Below are 17,714 nucleotides of genomic sequence, written 5' to 3'. Positions count from 1 at the left end.
CATTGTTGCAATAGCCGAACCGAGCACGGATCAGCCGTTTGCGGGAGAAGAACCATGTCTGCAGTTATCGACAAAACCCAGGCCCTCGACGATCTGCTCGCCACGGCAGTCGAGGACGATCATGAGACCGGCATGTTCAGGTGCCGTCGCGACATCTTCACCAACGAAGATCTCTTCGAGCTGGAGATGAAGCATATCTTCGAGAGCAACTGGGTCTACCTCGCGCACGAAAGCCAGATCCCGGAGAACAACGACTACTATACGACCTATATCGGCCGCCAGCCTGTCGTCGTCACCCGCGACAAGACCGGCGAACTGCACGCGGTCATCAATGCCTGCGCCCACCGCGGCGCGATGCTCTGCCGACGCAAGCACGGCAACAAGGGCAGCTTCACCTGTCCCTTCCATGGCTGGACCTTCTCCAACACCGGCAAACTCCTGAAGGTGAAGGACGAGAAGACCACGCAATATCCGCCGCAATTTGCGAAAGATGGCTCGCACGACCTGAAGCGCGTCACTCGTTTCGAGAGCTATCGCGGCTTCCTCTTCGGCAGCCTGAATCCTGATGTCTCGTCGCTCGAGGATTATCTCGGCGAGACCAAGGTCATCATCGACCAGATTGTCGACCAGGCGCCCGACGGGCTCGAAGTGCTGCGCGGCAATTCCTCCTACATCTACGATGGGAACTGGAAGCTGCAGATGGAAAACGGTTGCGACGGCTATCACGTCAGCTCCGTGCACTGGAACTATGCCGCGACCATGGGCCGCCGCCACGAGGAGGGCACCAAGGCGGTCGACGCCAGCAGCTGGAGCCGCTCGATTGCCGGCGTCTACGGCTTCGACAACGGCCATATTCTGCTCTGGACCAACACCATGAACCCCGAGGTCCGGCCGGTCTTCCACGCCCGTGAGGAGATCAAGGCGCGCGTCGGCGAAGTGAAGGCGGATTTCATCGTCAACCAGACGCGTAACCTCTGCCTTTACCCGAACGTGTTCCTGATGGACCAGTTCAGCACGCAGATCCGCGTCACTCGCCCGATCAGCGTCGACAAGACCGAGATCAGCATTTTCTGCTTCGCGCCGAAGGGCGAAAGTGCTGAAGACCGGACTCTGCGCATCCGCCAATACGAGGATTTCTTCAACGTCTCGGGCATGGGCACGGCCGACGATCTAGAAGAATTCCGCGCCTGCCAGCAGGGCTATGCCGGCATCACCGCGCTCTGGAACGACCTGTCACGCGGGGCGCCGCTCTGGATTGACGGTCCGGACGAAAATGCCAAGCGCATGGGCCTCGAACCGTTGCTCTCGGGCGAGCGCAGCGAAGACGAAGGCCTGTTCGTCCGCCAGCACGAATATTGGGCGAAGGTGATGCGCGCAGCACTTGCCTCCGAGACGAAGGGAGCGGTCGCATGAGCATCTCCTACGACACCGCCTGCGCCTTCCTCTACCGCGAAGCGCGCCTGCTCGACGACCGCGAATGGGACGAATGGCTGACCTGCTATGCGCCCGACGTCACCTACTGGATGCCGGCCTGGGACGATGACGATCAGCTGACCGAAGATCCGCAGTCTGAGATCTCGCTGATCTTCTATCCGAGCCGCGACGGCCTGGAGGATCGCGTCTTCCGCATCAAGACCGAACGCTCGGGCGCCTCCACGCCAGAGCCGCGCACCAGCCACAACGTCACCAATGTCGAGTTGCTGGCCGACCGTGGCGAGGAAGTGGATGTCCGCTACAACTTCCACACGCTCAACCACCGCTACAAGGTCACCGACCACTTCTTCGGCACCATGTTTGTGACGCTGCGCAAAAGCGGCGAAGAGCTCGTGATTTCACAAAAGAAGATCGTGCTGAAGAACGACTACATCCGCCAGGTCATCGACGTCTACCACATCTGATGACCGCCGCCTGACGACAAGGGATTGGGAGGAGCAACCATGGCCAGCTACAGGATCGCTTTGAATTTCGAGGATGGCGTCACCCGCTTCGTCGAATGCAGGGACGACGAGAAGGTGCTCGACGCCGCCTTCCGCAACAAGATCAACCTGCCGATGGACTGTTCCGACGGCGTCTGCGGTACCTGCAAGTGCCGCGCCGAAAGCGGTGCCTATGACCTCGGCGACGACTTCATCGACGATGCGCTGACGGCGGACGAGGCCGCAGGCGGGCTGGTGCTGACCTGTCAAATGAAGCCGTCGAGCGATTGCGTCATCGCGGTGCCGACGACCTCGGCCGCCTGCAAGACCGGGCAGCAGAAGTTCGCGGCAACGGTTGCGCGGGTCACCCCGCACAATGATGCGGCGATCGTGCTCGAACTGGACGTGGACCCTACTGCAGCACCCGTGTTTCTGCCCGGCCAGTACGTCAATATCGATGTGCCGGGCAGCGGCCAGAGCCGCTCCTACTCCTTCTCTTCGGCGCCGGGCGAAGCGCGCATCGGCTTCCTGATCAAGAAGATCCCCGGCGGTCTGATGAGCAGCTGGCTGGAGCGTGCCGAAGTCGGCACGAAACTCGAGCTGACAGGGCCGCTCGGCAGCTTCTATTTGAGAGAAGTCCAACGCCCCCTGCTGCTGCTAGCCGGCGGCACCGGTCTTGCGCCATTCCTGTCGATGCTCGAAGTGCTGGCCCAGGCCAACGCGCAGCAGAAGATCCACCTGATCTACGGCGTCACCCGAGACCTGGATCTCGTGCTTGTCGATGAGATCGAGGCCTACACCAACCGGCTTGCCAATTTCACCTACAGCACAGTCGTGGCAGACGCTGCCTCCAGCCATCCGCGCAAGGGCTGGGTCACCCAGCACATGCCGGAAGAGCTCTTCAACGGCGGCGATGTCGACGTCTATCTCTGCGGCCCGCCGCCGATGGTCGATGCGGTGCGCAAGCACCTCGACGACACCGGTATCGTGCCCAACAGTTTCCACTACGAGAAGTTCACGCCGAACGTCTTGGCGAAGGAGGCGGCATGAGCGCGGCCCGTTTTGAAGGGCGCTTTGCCGGCAAGGTGCTCGTGGTCACAGGTGCGGCTCAGGGCATCGGCCGCGCTGTGGCGCTGCGTGCTGCGGCTGAAGGCGGCAAGGTGGTGTTCGTCGACCGCGCCGACTTCGTCACAGAGGTGGCGGCGGAGGCCGGGGGCGATCGGGCGGCAGCCTACAACACCGATCTCGAGACCCACGAGGGCGCCGCTGCGGCGATGCGCTTTGCCGCCGAACGCTTCGGCGGCATCGACATCCTGATCAACAATGTCGGCGGGGCGATCCGCATGCGGCCCTTCGCCGAGTTCGAACCGTTGCAGATCGATGCGGAGATGCGCCGCTCGCTGATGCCGACGCTCTACTGTTGTCATGCGGTGCTGCCGCATCTGTTTGCCCGCGGTGGCGGCACGATAGTCAACATTTCCTCGAATGCCACGCGCGGAATTCATCGCGTGCCCTATTCGGCGGCGAAGGGCGGCGTCAACGCCATCACCCAATCGCTGGCTATGGAACTTGCCGAGCGCAACATCCGCGTCGTCGCGACCGCGCCGGGTGGGACGGAGGCGCCGCCACGCCGTGTCCCGCGCAATGCCGCGGGCGACAGCGACGCCGAGAAGGCCTGGATGGGCGACGTCGTCGCCCAGGTAAAGCAGTCGAGCTTCATGAAGCGCTACGGCAGCATCGAAGAGCAGGCGGCACCCATTCTGTTCCTGGCCTCCGACGAGGCCTCCTACATCACCGGCAGCGTGCTGCCGGTCGCCGGCGGCGATCTCGGCTGACGGCTCTCTATCTGAAACGCGCAACGACCTGGGGAGGAGATGATGCGCTCTATCGATGTGAATGAGGCAATAGACGGGAGCCCCCTTGGGGGCTTCCAGTGGATGGTGGTTGCGCTCTCAGCGCTGCTGCTGATTGTCGACGGTTATGACGTCTTCGTCGCCGGCACCGTGCTGCCGACGTTGATCGCCGAATGGGGACTGAGCAAGCCGCAGGCCGGCGCGCTGCAGGCCTGGGCACTGTTCGGCATGATGTTCGGGGCGCTGATCTTCGGCCCGCTCGCCGACCGGATCGGCCGTAAGAAGGGCATCGCCATCAGCTTCGTGCTGTTCACGGTCTCGACCTTGCTGACGGGGCTTGCCGGTTCGCCCGAACAGTTCAAGATCTTCCGGTTTTTCGCCGGTCTCGGCTGCGGCGGCTTGATGCCGAATGCCGTGGCACTGATGAACGAATACGCGCCGAAGCGTCTGCGCGGCACCCTGGTGGCGCTGATGTTCTCCGGCTATTCCGTCGGCGGCATGGTGGCGGCCGGCCTCGGCATCGGCCTCATCCCATCCTATGGCTGGAAGCCGATGTTCTTTATCGCCGCGGTGCCGTTGCTTCTGTTGCCGGTGATCCTCTGGAAGCTGCCGGAATCGCTCGGTTTCCTCATCCGTCAGGGCAAGCAGGACGAAGCGAAGCGGATCTATCAGAAGATCGATCCCGGCGTGCGTATCGGTGCGGCCGACAGGCTGGTCTTCGCCGAAACGAAGGGCGCCTCGGCGTCGGTCCTGGAACTCTTCCGCCATCAGCGCACCTTGCGCACGATCATGCTGTGGGTCGCGTTCTTCTGCTGCCTGCTGCTCGTCTACCTGCTGTCGTCCTGGCTGCCGAAGGTGCTGCAGGAAGCCGGCTATGCGGAGAAGGCAAGCCTGCTCAGCCTCTTCTCGCTGAATTTCGGTGGTATGGTCGGCGCCATTGCCGGCGGCTGGCTCGGCGACCGGTTCGGCCTGCCGAAGGTGGTGGTCGGATTCTTCGTCGCGGCAGCCCTGTCGATCGCGCTGATCGGCTTCAATCCGCCGGCGGCCCTCCTGTTCCTCATGGTGTTCGTCGCCGGCGCCACCACGATCGGCACGCAGATCCTGCTCTATGCCAGCGTGGCGCAGCTCTATAACCTCTCGGTCCGCTCTACCGGATTGGGCTGGGCCTCGGGCGTCGGTCGCATCGGCGCCATCGTCGGGCCGACGCTTGGCGGCGTGCTCCTGGCGCAGGAGTTTCCGCTGCAGCAGAACTTCGCGATCTTCGCCATCCCGGCTGCGATCTCGGCGCTCGCCATGCTGGTCTTTGCGATCAGCAACGCCCGCCGCGACGAGGTCGTGCAACTGGCGACGGCTTAACGAACGGCGATGGCGGCCGGACCATGAAGGCATCCGGCCGCCATCCCTTTGCGCGTGCGAGACTCGTGCCGCAGCGCGCATGCCTATGAGGCGCAGCGTCGCGCCAACAACCATGAAGCCGCCTTCGCTGGCGGCTTCCCTGATTGGAGTGCCCGTTTCATGGCCTATCTCGACCTACCCAGCCATCGGCTTCATTACCGCATCGACGGCGACCTAAGCGGCAACGCACCCTGGCTGCTCTTCTGCAATTCTCTCGGCACCGATCTCACCATGTGGGATGCCCAGATCGGGGAGCTTTCGCCGCATTTCCGCGTGCTGCGCTACGATCGCAAGGGCCATGGTCGTTCCTCGGCTCCGCCACCGCCCTATACGCTCGCTGATCTCGGCCATGACGTGCTGGCTCTTCTGGATGCGCTGGAGATCGAACGGACGCATTTCTGCGGCCTGTCGATCGGCGGCCTGACCGGGCAATGGCTCGGCGTGCACGCCGGCGAGCGCCTGGACAGGATCGTGCTCTGCGCGACGGCGGCGCGCATCGGCACGCCCGAGGGCTGGGCCGCGCGCATCGACAGCGTCAGGGCGGGCGGCCTTGCGGCTTTGACCGCTTCCACAGCCGAACGCTGGTTCAGCCCGGAATTCGCAGCCAGCCATCGTGAAGCCGTCGGTCGCGTCCTCGAGAGCTTCGGCACCACCGCGACCGATGGCTATATCGGCGGCTGCACAGCGCTGGCGGGTGCGGATTTGCGAGAAGAAATCGTCAAGATCGCCAATCCCGTGCTCGCCATTTCCGGCGACGGGGATCCGGTTTGTCCGCCATCCGACCTCGAAAACATCGCCGCCCGCGTGCAGCAGGGGCGGCATCTGTCATTGCCCGGCCGGCATATCGTCAACATCGAGTCCGCGCCGGCATTCAACGCGGCGCTGCTCGAATTCCTTCACGCTTGAAGGCGGGTTCACTAGCAGAACCGCGCAGCCCATCAACGTGCCTCGACTGGAACCACGAGCGGCGCGTCCTTGGTGACGATGTAGGTCGCGAGTTCCGACGCCTTGGCGGTGCCGACGTTCTTGGCCACATGGGCAACGCCAGCCGGAATGAACAGCGCCTGGCCTGCCTGAAGCGTCACCGGTGCCCGGCCCTCGAGTTGGTATTCCAGCGAACCCTCAAGCACATAGGCGATTTCTTCGCCCGGATGGGAATGCTTGATCGAGGCGGTGCCCGGGTCGATATCGACGCGGACCTGCACAGCCTCGTGTCCGGGCACGCTGATCTCGTTCTTGATCAGGTCCGTGCGCTGAATGCCCTGCATCTGCTGAGCCTCAGCCATGCGAAGCGTCGTCACGCTGCCGGCGATCAGCAGGGCGGCGGCAATGAGGCGGGTCGTTTTCATGGGGTTCTCCGTCATAGCGTTGATCGAGTGGGCGTCGTTGGAAGCATCCTGATTTCAACGGAGGTGTGTATTGGCGGTGTGTCGGCCGGGCGCGCTTTTTGTAAGCCAATGTATTTCGCGGTTGGTACCGATGAATCCACTTGCGGTGTCGAGGTATCGTTTCTGGAAGAAGGGACGGCAAAGCGCGGTCCTGCCTGGCTGGGCGGCGATCCTGGGTGCGCATCGCCGCCAGCCTCGCGCTCTCGCCAATCGCTATTCGCCAAGGCTCTGCTGCAAGGCTTCGCGCGCCAGGCTGATGATATCGGCATGGATGTCGGCGCGGGGACGCTCCGTCGGCTCGCAGATGGGGTCGACTTCGCCGAAGGATTTCAGCGCTTCGGCGGCGCCGTCCTTGCATTCCGGCAGGAAACTGAAGTGGTCGGCCCCGGCGATTGCGGCATAGGAGCCCTTTTGCGTCAGTGCCGCCAAAGGCTTGGAGGCGACGGCCAGGGGGATGGTCTCTGCGCTGCCGAGATTGATGAAATGCATCGGGATCTCGATCTTCTTCAGGCTTTCTTCCCTATAGGCCTGGGCGAGACCCGGATCGACCAGCACTGCCGCTTTGATGCGCCGGTCAAGGTTCGATTGTTCGAAGCGGGCTTTGTCGATCGTGCGAAGATCGAGCTTGCCGACCTCGACCGGCATGTCGTTGACGTAGCCTTTGCCGCCGGCAAACCAGGCGCAATCCCACTTCCTGTAGCTGTCGCAATAGCGGGCATAGGCATCGAGGCTTGCCTCAGCGCCGGACATCTCCATGGCAGTCGAGCCTCCGAGAGAAAAGCCGAGGACGGCGATCCGGTCGGCGTCGATTACCTTGTTCCATTCGCCGGTGCCGGTGAGCTTGTCGATGACGGTGGAAAGATCGGCCGTGCGCTCCCAGAGCTTCGGCGTGTTGACGGGCGTCGAATCGCCGCTGGTCGTGCCGGGATGGTTGGGGCCGGCGACTATGAAACCGGCCTCTGCGAGTGCGGTCGCCAGCCAGCTCATCGCTTGAACGCGGCCTCCGGAGCCGTGCGAAACGACGACCAGGGGGAACGGCCCCAGGAGGAAGGGGGCGTCCCTTGCGGCCTCTGTTCCCTTAAAGATCTGGTTGTCGCCGACAAGGGCGGTTTCGCCGCCGGTCGCGGCGGGATACCAGATGGTGACAGAGAGATCTCGTCCCCGTTCGGGAGCCGGAACGCTGATCTCGCGCACGCCGACATCATGGGCATGCGAGGGGGTGGCAACGGCCAGGATGAAGACGGCGGCGGGCAAGAACTGGAAGAGGGGCATGGGCATCTCGCTGGGTTGAAAAAGACGCACGATCGTCGCCGGCGTTGCGCCTCTCCGCGTCCTTGATCGCGATTCAGGTCGTCCCGAATCGCGATCTGAGCCATGACTTCCCAGGTTATCTGCCCGCCAAAGGACTCGCTCTTGATCTTCCTGCCGTTGCCGTTCGTCGTCGCCTTTCTGTTGCTGATCCTGCTGGTTGTCATGCTACGCGGCGACGAGCCCGCGAAGCGCAATCGGGCGTTTCTCGTCTTGGTGGCGCTCTGTGCCCTCCAGTCGGTGGTCGTCGGCCTGCGGTGGGGTTACGACGTCGCGGCATTGCGATTTGCTCTGCCGGTGCTCGCAAGCGGCGTACCGCCACTGGTGCTCGCGAGTTTCCACAGCCTGATCCGCAGCGAGGAGCGAAGCGTTCCCGGCGCCGGGTGGATTCACGCGACGCCGACCATCGGCGTCCTCATGCTCGTGCTGCTCGCGCCGAGATACATCGACTTCGCCCTGATCGTCGAATATGTCGGATATGCGCTGGCGCTTTTGAACCTTGCCCGCACCGGCACGGATGCATTGGACGAAGCACGTTTTGAAGGCGCCGTTGCAGCGCACCGCGCTTTGGTCATTGCCGCGGTCTCGCTCTGTGTTTCGGCCCTCTTCGATCTTGCGATCATTCTGGACTTTGAATGGACACAGGGGGCGAATATCGGCCTCATCGTCAGCAACGGGAATATGCTGGGATTGCTCTTCATCGGGCTGACCGCCATGGTCGCGGACCGTGCGCGCGCGCTTCCGGTAGCCAGCACGGTCATCGATGAAGATCCAGTTTCAGTGCCGGAGGACCGGGAGATCCTGGACCGGGTCGATCAACTACTGGTCAGCCAGAAACTGGCCCGCGACGAAAACTTGACGCTGTCGCGCCTGGCACGGCGCGCGGGCCTTCCAGCCCGGCAGATATCGACCGCCGTCAATCGGCTGGCCGGCAAGAACGTCTCGCAGTACATCAACGATTTTCGAATTGCCGAAGCCTGCCGTCTGCTGCGTGAGACCGACATGTCGGTGACCTCGGCGATGTTCGAATCCGGTTTTCAGACGAAGTCGAATTTCAATCGCGAATTCCGGCGGGTAACATCGTTCAGTCCCGGATCCTGGAGGGAGCAAAACCGGGAAGAAAAGCCTGGCCAAGAGGGCGGGGCGATCAACGCCAGAGGCTATCGCTGACAATTGTGCCCGGCCGCCGTGCGGCCGGACAGGTACGCCTCGCGGCGGCCGATAGCTACTGTTGATCCCCCGTGTTGCGGCCGACGGTGATCGAGAGATCCCTGGTCTTGCCGGTCCGCCAGACGCTCAAGCTCTTCGAGGTGCCGGGCGAGAGATCGGCGACCATGCGCGAGAGATCGCGTGGCGACTTGATCGGGCTGCCGCCGAGGGCGGTGACTATGTCGCCAGCCTTGAGGCCTGCCCTGGCGGCGGGTGTTCCATCATTGACGCCGGCGATGAGCGCGCCTTCTGCCTGACGGAGGCCGATCGCATCGGCGATGTCAGCGGTCACCGGTTGAATTTCGACGCCGATGAAGCCGTGCTGGATCGAGCCGTCCTTCATCAACTCGACGACGACTTTCTGCGCCTGATCCGAGGGAATGGCGAAAGCGACGCCGACACTGCCGCCGTTCGGCGAATAGATGGCGGTGTTGATGCCGACCACCCGACCCGCAGCATCGACCAGCGGTCCGCCGGAATTGCCGCGATTGATCGGCGCGTCGATCTGGATGAAGTCGTCATAGGGACCGCTGTGCAGATCGCGTCCACGTGCCGAGACGATGCCGGCGGTCACGGTCGTGCCGATGCCGAACGGGTTGCCGATCGCAAGCACCTGGTCGCCGACCCGCAAGGTGTCGGAATCGCCCCAGGCAACGGTGGCAAGCGGCTTTGCGGGCTTGATCTTCAGTACGGCGAGATCGTTCTTCGGGTCGGCACCGACAAGCTTGGCGGGCACTTGCGTGCCGTCGTCAAGGGTCACCGTGATGCTCGACGCCTTGTCGATGACGTGGTTGTTGGTGACGATGTAGCCATCCGCGGCCACGACGAAGCCGGAGCCGAGCGCTTCGGCCCGTTGCGCGGGGCGCTGTTGCGGGGCCCGGTCCGGCAGCGGAATGCCCTGGTCGCGGAAGAACTGGCGGAACTGCTCGTCGAAGGGCGAGTTTTCGCTGAGTTGCGAGGTTTCGTCGTTACCAGCGTTGTCGGCCTTGATTACGGTGGTAATCGTGACGATCGCCGGCTTGTCCGCCGACACGATCGGAGCGAAGGAGGCGCCGGACGCAAGCGGCACCGCAACGGCCGGGCCGGTTCCGGCGGCCGCAGCCGCGTCATGGCCAGCAAAGGCTGCCATGGACAAAGGCGCGACGATGACGGCTGCGCCGAGGAGCGCGGCAGCACGGTGCCTCATGAGAATGTTTGACATGATCTTGTTCCTTTCGCTGTCAGGTCGCCGAGAGATCTCAGGCGTGCGCCCCGTCCGGAGGCGAACTGGCTCATTGCTTCGGTCAGCTTCGTGTAAGGGCTTGTGTTGGTTGCCGAGGGATCGGGCTCAGGGAGCGAGCCCGGCGCCGTCGGTGGCGCCCACCCGGAAGGCGGGTGGGCCGCATCTGCCTGTCGATCACGCCATCCGGGCGATATCCCGGTCGAGGTGGCGAACTTCGTTCTGCAACCGCGCATAGGATTGCGTGGGCAGCATGCCGTTGTGGGCGGCGGCGGTCTTGACCGCCTGGGCGCGCACTGCACCGTCCTCGCGTTCAAGCTTCCTGTAGTTTGCCGCAGTCAGCTTGCCCTGTTCGCGGTCGGCATTGATCCGGTGGTTGTCGACCCTCAGTTCATGCAGGACGCGGTCTAGGCGCGACGATGCCATGTGAACCGGTGCGCGGTAGACCTGCATCGCCGGGGCCGTCATGTCGTCCTGGGTGAAAATGCCCTGGTAGTAATCGCCCGTATAGGCGCCCTTGTCACTGTCGCGACCGAAGTCGTGGTGATCGGCCGCAAAGGCACCGCCGGCGAAAACGACGAGGGCGAGGGTTGCGATGGTGGTGGTCTTGAGGGGCGAGCGCATATCTGCATCTCCTTCAACGCGGGAAGCGGGAGGAGCTTCCCTGCGAGGCCGTCTCCTATTGTCGCGTCGCGGCCGAAGCGGTCGCCGGCAATATTCAGCCTCGGTTCGAAGGTAATACTTTGATGCGCGTTAGTCATGTTAATATAATGTAATATTTATTTGTCTTTTCTTGGAGGTTCAAATAATTAATTTTATGTAATAAACGCTGTTCTCGTTTTCTCCTGGAAACTATTCTTCTCGCCCATGCCTCGCAAAGGGGTGCGCGGGGCCTGTGTTTGAGTGAGCGTCGAAGAAATAGCTAGGTGCCTGCGTAATGTGCGCGAGGGCGGATCAACTCGCCGCTCTCGACCTGCTCCATCGCATGAGCGAGCCAGCCGACGGTGCGCGCAAGCGCGAAAATGACGAGCGGCGCATCGTCAGGGAGAGTATAGGCCGCTGCGAGGGCGGCCAGTGAAAAGTCGAGATTGGCGGGTTCGCCGAGCAACTCCTCGCCGGCTTCGGCCAAGGTGGTGTAGAGTGCCGGCACCTCGAAGCTTGCCATGATCGCCTTGGCGCGCGGATCGCCATCGGGATAGAGCCGGTGGCCAAAGGCTCTGACCACGCCCTCGGAGGAGAGCATTCCCCGAATCGCTTCGCGCACGCCGCACGCCGCCGCCTGTTCGGCCAGCCGCGTGACGCTGAGCCAGGCGCCGCCATGTCTAGGTCCGGTCAGCGTGGCAAGTCCTGAAAGCGTGGCGGCGGAAAGCGCCGCGCCGGACGAAGCTGTGACCCGGGCCGCGAAGGCCGAAACGTTGAGCTCGTGCTCGGCGGTCAGCACCAGGCATTTGCGGATCGGCTCCGCCGCCTCCGGCCGTCCCCAGCCCAGCGCCAGCCGCCGGTGCAGCGGCATCTGCTCTGGCGATGGCGCCATCTCCGTCGCGACGCTTGCAAGCACGTCGGCGGCTTCAGCCTTCAATATCGCCGGGCGGCGGCCGAGCGCCGGCAGGTCGCTTTCGATCCGTGCAGCCAGGCGCGCGAACGTTGCGGCCAGGCGCGATTGGCTGCCGCCGTGTTCGCCGGCGGGAACGGTCACTGGCTCGGATGATTGCCAAAGCAGCGCCGCGACCTGCTCCAGCGTCGCGTCGCTGGAGAGTTCGACCGCATCGCGGCCGCGATAGAATAGCCGCCCGCCGGCGATACTGGAGATCGTCGTCTTCAGAACCGGCTCACCCCAGCGGATCGCTTCGGCCGCCACGACCGCCGCCTGCCGTCGCCCGGCATGGCGTTCGGCCAGCCGATGCACATCGTCGGACTGATACAGGCTGCGGCGCGGGTCGGCTGGGTCGGGCTTGGCGCGAATGCGTCCACGACTGACATTGGCATAGAGCGTCTGCCGCTTGCTGCCGAGCCGGGCGAGCGCCTCTTCGGCGGTGATCCAGAGTGTCTTCATGTTGATCGATTGCATCAAGATTGACGTCAATAGATCTAGGTCGGATCATTCTCTGCGTAAAGGAGAAACTTGATGATGAAGAACGGACTTGAAGACGTCGTCGCCGCCGAAACGCAGCTCTCCCATGTCAACGGTGAGGCCGGCGAATTGATCATCCGCGGCGTCTCGCTCGATCACCTGGTCGGCCACGCGCGCTATGAAGATGTCGTCGCCCTGTTGTTCGGCGGACTGCTGGGGCCCACGCCGGATCGGGCCGAGCTTGCGAAGCGCCTCGGGCAAAAGCGGGTGGAGGTCTTCGCTCACGTCCCCGCTATCGACGATGCGTTGCTGGAACTGCCGCCGGTCGACATCATGCGTGCGCTGATCGCCCGGCTTCCGGATGGAGACGATCTCGATACGGCACTGCGCTTGCTGGCCGCCCCGGCCGTCTTCCTGCCTGCGGCACTGCGCCTGAAGAAGGGTGAAACCCCGGTCGCGCCGACACCGGCGCTTTCCCATTCTGCCGATATTCTGGCAATGCTCGGTGCAAGCGTGCCGAGCAAGGAAGAAGAGGCGGCGCTCGATGCCTATCTGGTGACGATTTCGGATCACGGTCTCAACGCTTCGACCTTCGCGTCGCGTGTGGTCGCGTCCACCAAAGCCGGCCTCACATCTTCGGTTCTTGCTGCGATCAGCGCGCTCAAGGGACCGCTTCATGGCGGTCCGCCGGGACCGGTGCTCGACATGCTGGATGCGATCGGGACGCCGGAGAACGCGCGAGTCTGGCTCTCGGAGGCGCTCGACCACGGCGAACGGCTGATGGGTTTTGGCCATCGCGTCTATCGCGTCCGCGATCCCCGCGCGGACGCGCTGAAAGGCGCACTGAAGCAGCTGAGCGCCGCCGACCCGGCAAACCTCGATCGGATTCAACTGGCCGAAGCGGTCGAGCAATCGGCGCTTGCCATCCTGAAGGTGCGCAAACCGGACCGTCCGCTCGACGTCAATGTGGAGTTCTACACGGCGCTTCTGCTCGACGCTTTGAAGTTCCCGCGAGAAGCCTTCACCGGCGTGTTCGCGATCGGCCGAACCGTCGGCTGGATCGCCCACGCACGCGAACAGGCGTTGGAAGGCCGCCTTATCCGGCCGCGTTCGCTCTATGTCGGGCCGCTGCCGCAGCAGGCGGCCTGAGCGCCGGCACTCCATTGTGAGGTCTATGCCACCCGCGTATTTCGCAGGTGCTTTTGAAAGAACATCTTCAGGTCGCGGAAGTCGTTGAAGCCGAGGACGGTCGCAAAGCGAGCGACCGTCGCTGGCGAAACGGAACAGGCGAGCGCGATCGAACGGGCGCTGCCGAAAGCGACGAGGTCCGGCTTTGCCAGTGCTATCAGATGCCTCTACGTCGTCTCGGGCACATTGAACATCCATGTGCCGGAAGCGGAAGGCCTGGTCTGGTTCGAGCTCAATCCGCGCGACGGCTTCTACATTCCGGCGGGCTTCGATCACCAGTACTACAACATGTCGGGAGACAAGGCGGAGTTCGTTTTCGGCGTGGCGCCGGACTTCTGACCTTCCACGAAAAAGCCGGACAACATCTGTCGATATTGTCCGGCTAAAGGTATCCGGAGACGCTTTGACGTCATCTGGAACGAATGGGCGACCGTCAGGCCGCCTTCTTCGCGTCAAAGGGGATCTCGATATCGACGGCGAGCGTCGAAACCTGCGCGCCGCGTTCCATCGTCACCTTGACCTTTTCGTCGTCGATCTGCATGTGCTTGGAGATCGCCTTCAGAATTTCGTCGCGCAGCTTGGTGACGAGATCCGAATCGCCTGCGGATGCGCGCTCATGCGCCAGCAGGACCTGCAGCCGTTCGCGGGCGGCCGGTGCTGACTGGGAGCGGGAGAAGAAACCGAACAGATTCATGCCGCCTTCCTTCCGAAAATCTTGCCGAGGAAGCTGCGCTTTTCACCGGGAATGGTGATTGGCAGGGTTTCGCCCTTCAGCCGGCGCGCTGCGTCGAAATAGGCCAGCGCCGGCGCTGAGCGGTTGTCTGCCAGCGTGACCGGCGAGCCGACATTGGATGCACGAAGCACGTCTGCGCTCTCCGGGATGATGCCCATCAGCGGGATCGACAGGATTTCGAGCACGTCGTCGACCTTCAGCATGTCGCCGCGCTCGGCGCGAAGCGGGTCGTAGCGGGTGAGCAGCAGGTGCTTTTCCATGCGCTCGCCGTTTTCGGCCTTCAACGTCTTGGAATCGAGCAGGCCGATGATGCGGTCGGAATCGCGCACCGAGGAGACTTCCGGATTGGTCACGACGATGGCGATATCGGCGTGGCGCATGGCGAGCGTCGCGCCGCGTTCGATGCCGGCAGGGCTGTCGCAGATCACCCAGTCGAAGGCGTTCTGCAGGGCGGCGATGACCTTCTCGACCCCTTCCGGCGTCAGATTGTCCTTGTCGCGGGTCTGTGAGGCCGGCAGGAGGTAAAGCGTTTCGACCCGCTTGTCGCGGATCAGCGCCTGCGACAGCTTGGCCTCGCCCTGGATCACATTGACCAGGTCATAAACGACACGCCGTTCTGCGCCCATGACGAGATCGAGATTGCGCAGACCGACATCGAAGTCGACGACCACGACCTTGTCGCCGTTCTGCGCAAGCGCAGCACCCAATGCGGCGCTGGACGTCGTCTTGCCGACGCCGCCTTTGCCCGATGTAACTACGACTACCTTGCCCATTCATCTCTCCAAGTATTTAAACTACGCCTTCGCCTTACGTCACGATGGTTCTGGATCGACCCAGAACCACAAGCGAGATGCGGGCGGTGTCCGCCCGGCCATCCCATCCCGCTCTAGCCGAGCGTTCCCGCCTTGAGCGCTTCGCCGTCGAGCCAGATCTGAACGGACTTGCCGCGCAGATGCTGCTCCATGTCGTCGGCGGTCTTGTAAAAGCCGTCGATCGCAATCAGTTCCGCTTCGAGCTTGCGGCAGAAAATCCGTGCCGAAACATTGCCGGTGGTGCCGGCCATCGCCCGGCCGCGCAGCGCGCCGTAGATGTGGATCGATCCGCCGGCGACGACCTCGGCGCCAGAAGCGACCGAGCCGATGATCGTCACGTCGCCTTCCGGGAAGAACAGCGACTGTCCGGAGCGCACCGGCTGGGTCACGACGATCGAGGGTGTTGCCTTGGCGGCAAGCGGCTCGGCCGTGATGACGGCTTCCGTTTCTGCTCCTGGCACCTCGGCCTTTTCTGCCTGCTCCGCCATCTTCGCTTCGAAGTCGGCTGCCGGGCGCCCGTCGTTCATCGCAGGCGGCAGATCGGCGCCGAGCAGCGACTGTCGCGCGCCTTCGATGCCCATGATTCGGACATTGCGTTTGCCGAGCTGATCGACGAGCTCGCGCAGTTGCGAGCGATCGATTTCGAGGCCATCGACGTCGAGCACGACGGGCCGCCGGAGGAAGAAGCCGGCGGAGCGGGAAGCCAGATCGTCGAGCCGGGTGAGCCAATCCTCGAGGGGCAGCTCGGGGGTCAGCGCTAGCGCAAGGAAGGAGCGCCCCTTGAGGCGGATCGGCCGGGATTCGGTTAACACATCGTTCATCTTGGTAAATTTTCCGTTGCCTCGGTGTATCGAGAAAATGGTTAACAAATGGTTAATTCAGCAGTGCGAAGGTTAATGAGGCGGGTCCCGCGGCGGGCCTTCCGGCACTGAAAAACAAGGTAAATTGGTCGTCGTAACAAACCAATCTTTTGGCCATTATTGCCTTGGCGATGGCGGATTTGACCGTCTGCCGCCCGCTGACGAGAGGGTGATTCATCGATCCCTTTGCATGCGATTCGCCCGACCTCGCGAAGGGAGTTGACATTGGAGTGCTAAAAGAAGAACATAACGTGAACAAATGGAGGTTTCCCATGAGCCGGACAGAAACCATGACCCATACGGAAGAAGTGATCGAACGCGCCATGGCTGCCGTTGCAGCCGCCCGGAAGAAGCGGGAACGCGAAGCCGAGTGGCGGAAGCGGACCTTCGGACGCATCGACATGACGCCGCCCCTGCCGCGGCTGAAGCGCGGCGGCGTGCAGCTTTCGCTGCGGCTCGATGGTTCGGCACGGTAATAGAAATAACGACTACGCGGGACCGGTGGGCCGATACCAGGGCGCCTGGCGCAGCTCCAACGGGGGCAATCCGCCCGAAAGCCGCCGATGCCCGCCTGCGGTGATGGGCGGATCGAGACGAAGCTTCGAGAGGACTGACCATGAGGCATCGTCGAAGCATCGACCTGATGCCGCGCGAAAATGCTGCCGACTACGGCTCGACCCTGGAGCTGCTACCGGAATGGTATGTGCTCGTGGCGAAGTGCGGGAAGTGCCGGCATCAAGGGCGAATTGACCGTCGGGTGATAGCCAGCACCTACGGATGGGGCATCCACCTCAATTCCATCGGCCGAACACTCAAATGCTCGCGCTGCGGAAACAGGGAGGGGAACAAACTGCTCCTTGGCAAGTTGCCCCGCGACTAGCGGGGCAGATCGTGTGCCGCGTGGCAGAAACCCGCTGCTCACGGGTCAGTCGGCGCTTTCAAAATGGAACCATGCGAACCGGGCATTTCTCTAGAATATGGTCGCGAATATAAAGTATCTAATCGCTCTTTGTCGGAATATGTAAGGCATCGCCCGTGCTTGTTTTGATTGTGTAGGCGACTGTTAACGGAAGTTATCAAGCGTGATCCGAAAGCAAGAAGGTAATATTGGAACAATTTATTATCCCTTTCGTTGAGTTTGTGATCGAACGAAAGGATGAGATCATGAAGAAGCTTGTAATCACGGCGGCTGTCGCTGGTCTACTGGCAGGCTCCGCCTTTGCTCAGGACGCCAACAAGCAAGCCGGTACGGCTGCAGGCATGGCCGGTGGTGCGGCAGCGGGTGCTGTCGTCGGCGGCCCGATCGGTGCCGGCGTCGGCGCCGTTGTGGGTGGCGCGCTCGGTGCAGCGCTGACGCCTCCGCCGCCGGAAGTGGTCACCTATGTCGAGCAGCAGCCGGCTCCACCGTCTGTCGTCATTCAGGAACGGATCGTGGTCGGTAAGCCCATCCCGTCGGCTGTCGTCCTGACGCCGATTCCGCAAAACCCGCGTTACGCCTATGCGGTCGTCAACGACCAGCGGGTGATCGTGGAACCGCAGTCGAGAACGGTGGTCCGGGTCATCAACTGACGCGGGGCTCAATAGTCTCGCCTTAAGCGGCGGCGTTCAAGCGCCGCCCCTTTTGCTGTTTTCGCCGGCTTCGTAGAAGCCGCGCTCGCTTCACTGAAAGCGGATGGATCTATGATCCGCAACACCGCACCATCGTACCGATGCAGCAGTGCTGCTAAACTCGCAGCGACAAACGCCATGATCGACGAGGGGA

18 protein-coding genes and 1 pseudogene are annotated in these 17,714 nt (G+C 63.0%); 10 read left to right on the top strand and 9 right to left on the bottom strand.

The annotated features are described in order from the left end of the window. Positions 1 to 54: 54 nt before the first annotated feature. From ACTJKE_RS05515 to pcaD, 6 genes are all read left to right on the top strand, one after another. Complete coding sequence (locus ACTJKE_RS05515) at positions 55 to 1,413, top strand: Rieske 2Fe-2S domain-containing protein (RefSeq protein WP_440691370.1); 1,359 nt, start codon at positions 55 to 57, stop codon at positions 1,411 to 1,413. Then, the gene (gene benB, locus ACTJKE_RS05510) at positions 1,410 to 1,898 is read left to right on the top strand and encodes a benzoate 1,2-dioxygenase small subunit (RefSeq protein WP_058322765.1); all 489 of its coding nucleotides are present in this window, start codon (positions 1,410 to 1,412) and stop codon (positions 1,896 to 1,898) included. The genes ACTJKE_RS05515 and benB overlap by 4 nt, the downstream gene beginning before the upstream one ends. A 39-nt stretch (positions 1,899 to 1,937) precedes the next feature. Next, positions 1,938 to 2,966: a benzoate 1,2-dioxygenase electron transfer component BenC gene (benC, locus tag ACTJKE_RS05505; protein ID WP_440691368.1), complete on the top strand. Its 1,029-nt coding sequence runs from the start codon at positions 1,938 to 1,940 to the stop codon at positions 2,964 to 2,966. Next, positions 2,963 to 3,751: a 1,6-dihydroxycyclohexa-2,4-diene-1-carboxylate dehydrogenase gene (locus ACTJKE_RS05500; RefSeq protein WP_058322767.1), complete on the top strand. Its 789-nt coding sequence runs from the start codon at positions 2,963 to 2,965 to the stop codon at positions 3,749 to 3,751. The genes benC and ACTJKE_RS05500 overlap by 4 nt, the downstream gene beginning before the upstream one ends. Before the next feature lie 39 nt (positions 3,752 to 3,790). Further along, positions 3,791 to 5,125, top strand: coding sequence for an MFS transporter (locus tag ACTJKE_RS05495; protein WP_082640855.1), 1,335 nt, complete (start codon positions 3,791 to 3,793; stop codon positions 5,123 to 5,125). Between the two features lie 159 nt (positions 5,126 to 5,284). After that, positions 5,285 to 6,070 carry a 3-oxoadipate enol-lactonase gene (pcaD, locus tag ACTJKE_RS05490; RefSeq protein ID WP_440691366.1) on the top strand — a complete coding sequence of 262 codons (786 nt, stop codon included), beginning with the start codon at positions 5,285 to 5,287 and terminating at the stop codon, positions 6,068 to 6,070. 32 nt (positions 6,071 to 6,102) lie between these two features. On the opposite strand, the gene ACTJKE_RS05485 is transcribed toward pcaD, so the two are convergent. Both ACTJKE_RS05485 and ACTJKE_RS05480 read right to left on the bottom strand, forming a co-directional pair. Further along, positions 6,103 to 6,513: a cupin domain-containing protein gene (locus ACTJKE_RS05485; protein WP_058329669.1), complete on the bottom strand. Its 411-nt coding sequence runs from the start codon at positions 6,511 to 6,513 to the stop codon at positions 6,103 to 6,105. A gap of 252 nt (positions 6,514 to 6,765) precedes the next feature. Next, entirely contained in the window at positions 6,766 to 7,824 is a 1,059-nt protein-coding gene (locus ACTJKE_RS05480; protein ID WP_440691364.1) for an alpha/beta hydrolase family protein, read from the bottom strand. 141 nt (positions 7,825 to 7,965) lie between these two features. Between ACTJKE_RS05480 and ACTJKE_RS05475 the strand changes: the two genes are divergently transcribed. After that, entirely contained in the window at positions 7,966 to 9,030 is a 1,065-nt protein-coding gene (locus tag ACTJKE_RS05475; protein ID WP_440691362.1) for a helix-turn-helix domain-containing protein, read from the top strand. Between the two features lie 58 nt (positions 9,031 to 9,088). Here the strand turns inward: ACTJKE_RS05475 and ACTJKE_RS05470 are convergent. From ACTJKE_RS05470 to ACTJKE_RS05460, 3 genes and pseudogenes are all read right to left on the bottom strand, one after another. Beyond that, positions 9,089 to 10,270: pseudogene (locus ACTJKE_RS05470) on the bottom strand (Do family serine endopeptidase); the annotation flags it as partial. Between the two features lie 195 nt (positions 10,271 to 10,465). Beyond that, positions 10,466 to 10,912: a hypothetical protein gene (locus tag ACTJKE_RS05465; protein WP_058322771.1), complete on the bottom strand. Its 447-nt coding sequence runs from the start codon at positions 10,910 to 10,912 to the stop codon at positions 10,466 to 10,468. Between the two features lie 298 nt (positions 10,913 to 11,210). Beyond that, positions 11,211 to 12,341: a citrate synthase gene (locus tag ACTJKE_RS05460; RefSeq protein ID WP_058329837.1), complete on the bottom strand. Its 1,131-nt coding sequence runs from the start codon at positions 12,339 to 12,341 to the stop codon at positions 11,211 to 11,213. A gap of 75 nt (positions 12,342 to 12,416) precedes the next feature. On the opposite strand from ACTJKE_RS05460, the gene ACTJKE_RS05455 reads away from it, so the two are divergent. Further along, a complete protein-coding gene (locus ACTJKE_RS05455; RefSeq protein ID WP_440691409.1) occupies positions 12,417 to 13,508 on the top strand; it encodes a citrate synthase/methylcitrate synthase in 1,092 nt (363 codons plus the stop codon). Positions 13,509 to 13,531: 23 nt separating this feature from the next. On the opposite strand, the gene ACTJKE_RS05450 is transcribed toward ACTJKE_RS05455, so the two are convergent. From ACTJKE_RS05450 to minC, 4 genes are all read right to left on the bottom strand, one after another. Continuing rightward, positions 13,532 to 13,657 (bottom strand): hypothetical protein, encoded by a 126-nt coding sequence (locus ACTJKE_RS05450; RefSeq protein WP_440691407.1) that lies wholly within the window; start codon positions 13,655 to 13,657, stop codon positions 13,532 to 13,534. Between the two features lie 323 nt (positions 13,658 to 13,980). Continuing rightward, complete coding sequence (gene minE / locus ACTJKE_RS05445; protein ID WP_057251956.1) at positions 13,981 to 14,241, bottom strand: cell division topological specificity factor MinE; 261 nt, start codon at positions 14,239 to 14,241, stop codon at positions 13,981 to 13,983. Continuing rightward, positions 14,238 to 15,053, bottom strand: a complete 816-nt coding sequence (gene minD / locus ACTJKE_RS05440) for a septum site-determining protein MinD (RefSeq protein ID WP_057251955.1) — start codon at positions 15,051 to 15,053, stop codon at positions 14,238 to 14,240. The genes minE and minD overlap by 4 nt, the downstream gene beginning before the upstream one ends. A gap of 113 nt (positions 15,054 to 15,166) precedes the next feature. Then, the gene (gene minC, locus ACTJKE_RS05435; protein WP_440691360.1) at positions 15,167 to 15,913 is read right to left on the bottom strand and encodes a septum site-determining protein MinC; all 747 of its coding nucleotides are present in this window, start codon (positions 15,911 to 15,913) and stop codon (positions 15,167 to 15,169) included. 329 nt (positions 15,914 to 16,242) lie between these two features. Between minC and ACTJKE_RS05430 the strand changes: the two genes are divergently transcribed. Together ACTJKE_RS05430 and ACTJKE_RS05425 are read left to right on the top strand one after the other, a co-directional pair. Beyond that, positions 16,243 to 16,428 (top strand): hypothetical protein, encoded by a 186-nt coding sequence (locus ACTJKE_RS05430; RefSeq protein ID WP_057252114.1) that lies wholly within the window; start codon positions 16,243 to 16,245, stop codon positions 16,426 to 16,428. A 688-nt stretch (positions 16,429 to 17,116) separates the two neighbouring features. Continuing rightward, the gene (locus tag ACTJKE_RS05425; protein ID WP_058322971.1) at positions 17,117 to 17,521 is read left to right on the top strand and encodes a DUF1236 domain-containing protein; all 405 of its coding nucleotides are present in this window, start codon (positions 17,117 to 17,119) and stop codon (positions 17,519 to 17,521) included. The last annotated feature ends 193 nt before the right edge of the window (positions 17,522 to 17,714 follow it).

Origin of the sequence: Ensifer sp. 22521 (assembly GCF_052044795.1) — a bacterium.
Classification (GTDB): Bacteria; Pseudomonadota; Alphaproteobacteria; order Rhizobiales; family Rhizobiaceae; genus Ensifer.
This window is presented reverse-complemented; position numbering and strand designations above follow the sequence as displayed.

Bases quoted from the DNA above. Each gene is read 5' to 3' on its own strand.
- ACTJKE_RS05495 (WP_082640855.1), top strand. From the start codon at position 3,791: ATGATGCGCTCTATCGATGTGAATGAGGCAATAGACGGGAGCCCCCTT.
- pcaD (WP_440691366.1), top strand. From the start codon at position 5,285: ATGGCCTATCTCGACCTACCCAGCCATCGGCTTCATTACCGCATCGAC.
- ACTJKE_RS05430 (WP_057252114.1), top strand. From the start codon at position 16,243: ATGACCCATACGGAAGAAGTGATCGAACGCGCCATGGCTGCCGTTGCA.
- ACTJKE_RS05485 (WP_058329669.1), bottom strand. From the start codon at position 6,513: ATGAAAACGACCCGCCTCATTGCCGCCGCCCTGCTGATCGCCGGCAGC.
- minD (WP_057251955.1), bottom strand. From the start codon at position 15,053: ATGGGCAAGGTAGTCGTAGTTACATCGGGCAAAGGCGGCGTCGGCAAG.
- ACTJKE_RS05515 (WP_440691370.1), top strand. From the start codon at position 55: ATGTCTGCAGTTATCGACAAAACCCAGGCCCTCGACGATCTGCTCGCC.
- ACTJKE_RS05465 (WP_058322771.1), bottom strand. From the start codon at position 10,912: ATGCGCTCGCCCCTCAAGACCACCACCATCGCAACCCTCGCCCTCGTC.
- benB (WP_058322765.1), top strand. From the start codon at position 1,410: ATGAGCATCTCCTACGACACCGCCTGCGCCTTCCTCTACCGCGAAGCG.
- ACTJKE_RS05425 (WP_058322971.1), top strand. From the start codon at position 17,117: ATGAAGAAGCTTGTAATCACGGCGGCTGTCGCTGGTCTACTGGCAGGC.
- minC (WP_440691360.1), bottom strand. From the start codon at position 15,913: ATGAACGATGTGTTAACCGAATCCCGGCCGATCCGCCTCAAGGGGCGC.
- ACTJKE_RS05500 (WP_058322767.1), top strand. From the start codon at position 2,963: ATGAGCGCGGCCCGTTTTGAAGGGCGCTTTGCCGGCAAGGTGCTCGTG.
- ACTJKE_RS05460 (WP_058329837.1), bottom strand. From the start codon at position 12,341: ATGAAGACACTCTGGATCACCGCCGAAGAGGCGCTCGCCCGGCTCGGC.
- benC (WP_440691368.1), top strand. From the start codon at position 1,938: ATGGCCAGCTACAGGATCGCTTTGAATTTCGAGGATGGCGTCACCCGC.
- ACTJKE_RS05455 (WP_440691409.1), top strand. From the start codon at position 12,417: ATGAAGAACGGACTTGAAGACGTCGTCGCCGCCGAAACGCAGCTCTCC.
- minE (WP_057251956.1), bottom strand. From the start codon at position 14,241: ATGAATCTGTTCGGTTTCTTCTCCCGCTCCCAGTCAGCACCGGCCGCC.
- ACTJKE_RS05480 (WP_440691364.1), bottom strand. From the start codon at position 7,824: ATGCCCCTCTTCCAGTTCTTGCCCGCCGCCGTCTTCATCCTGGCCGTT.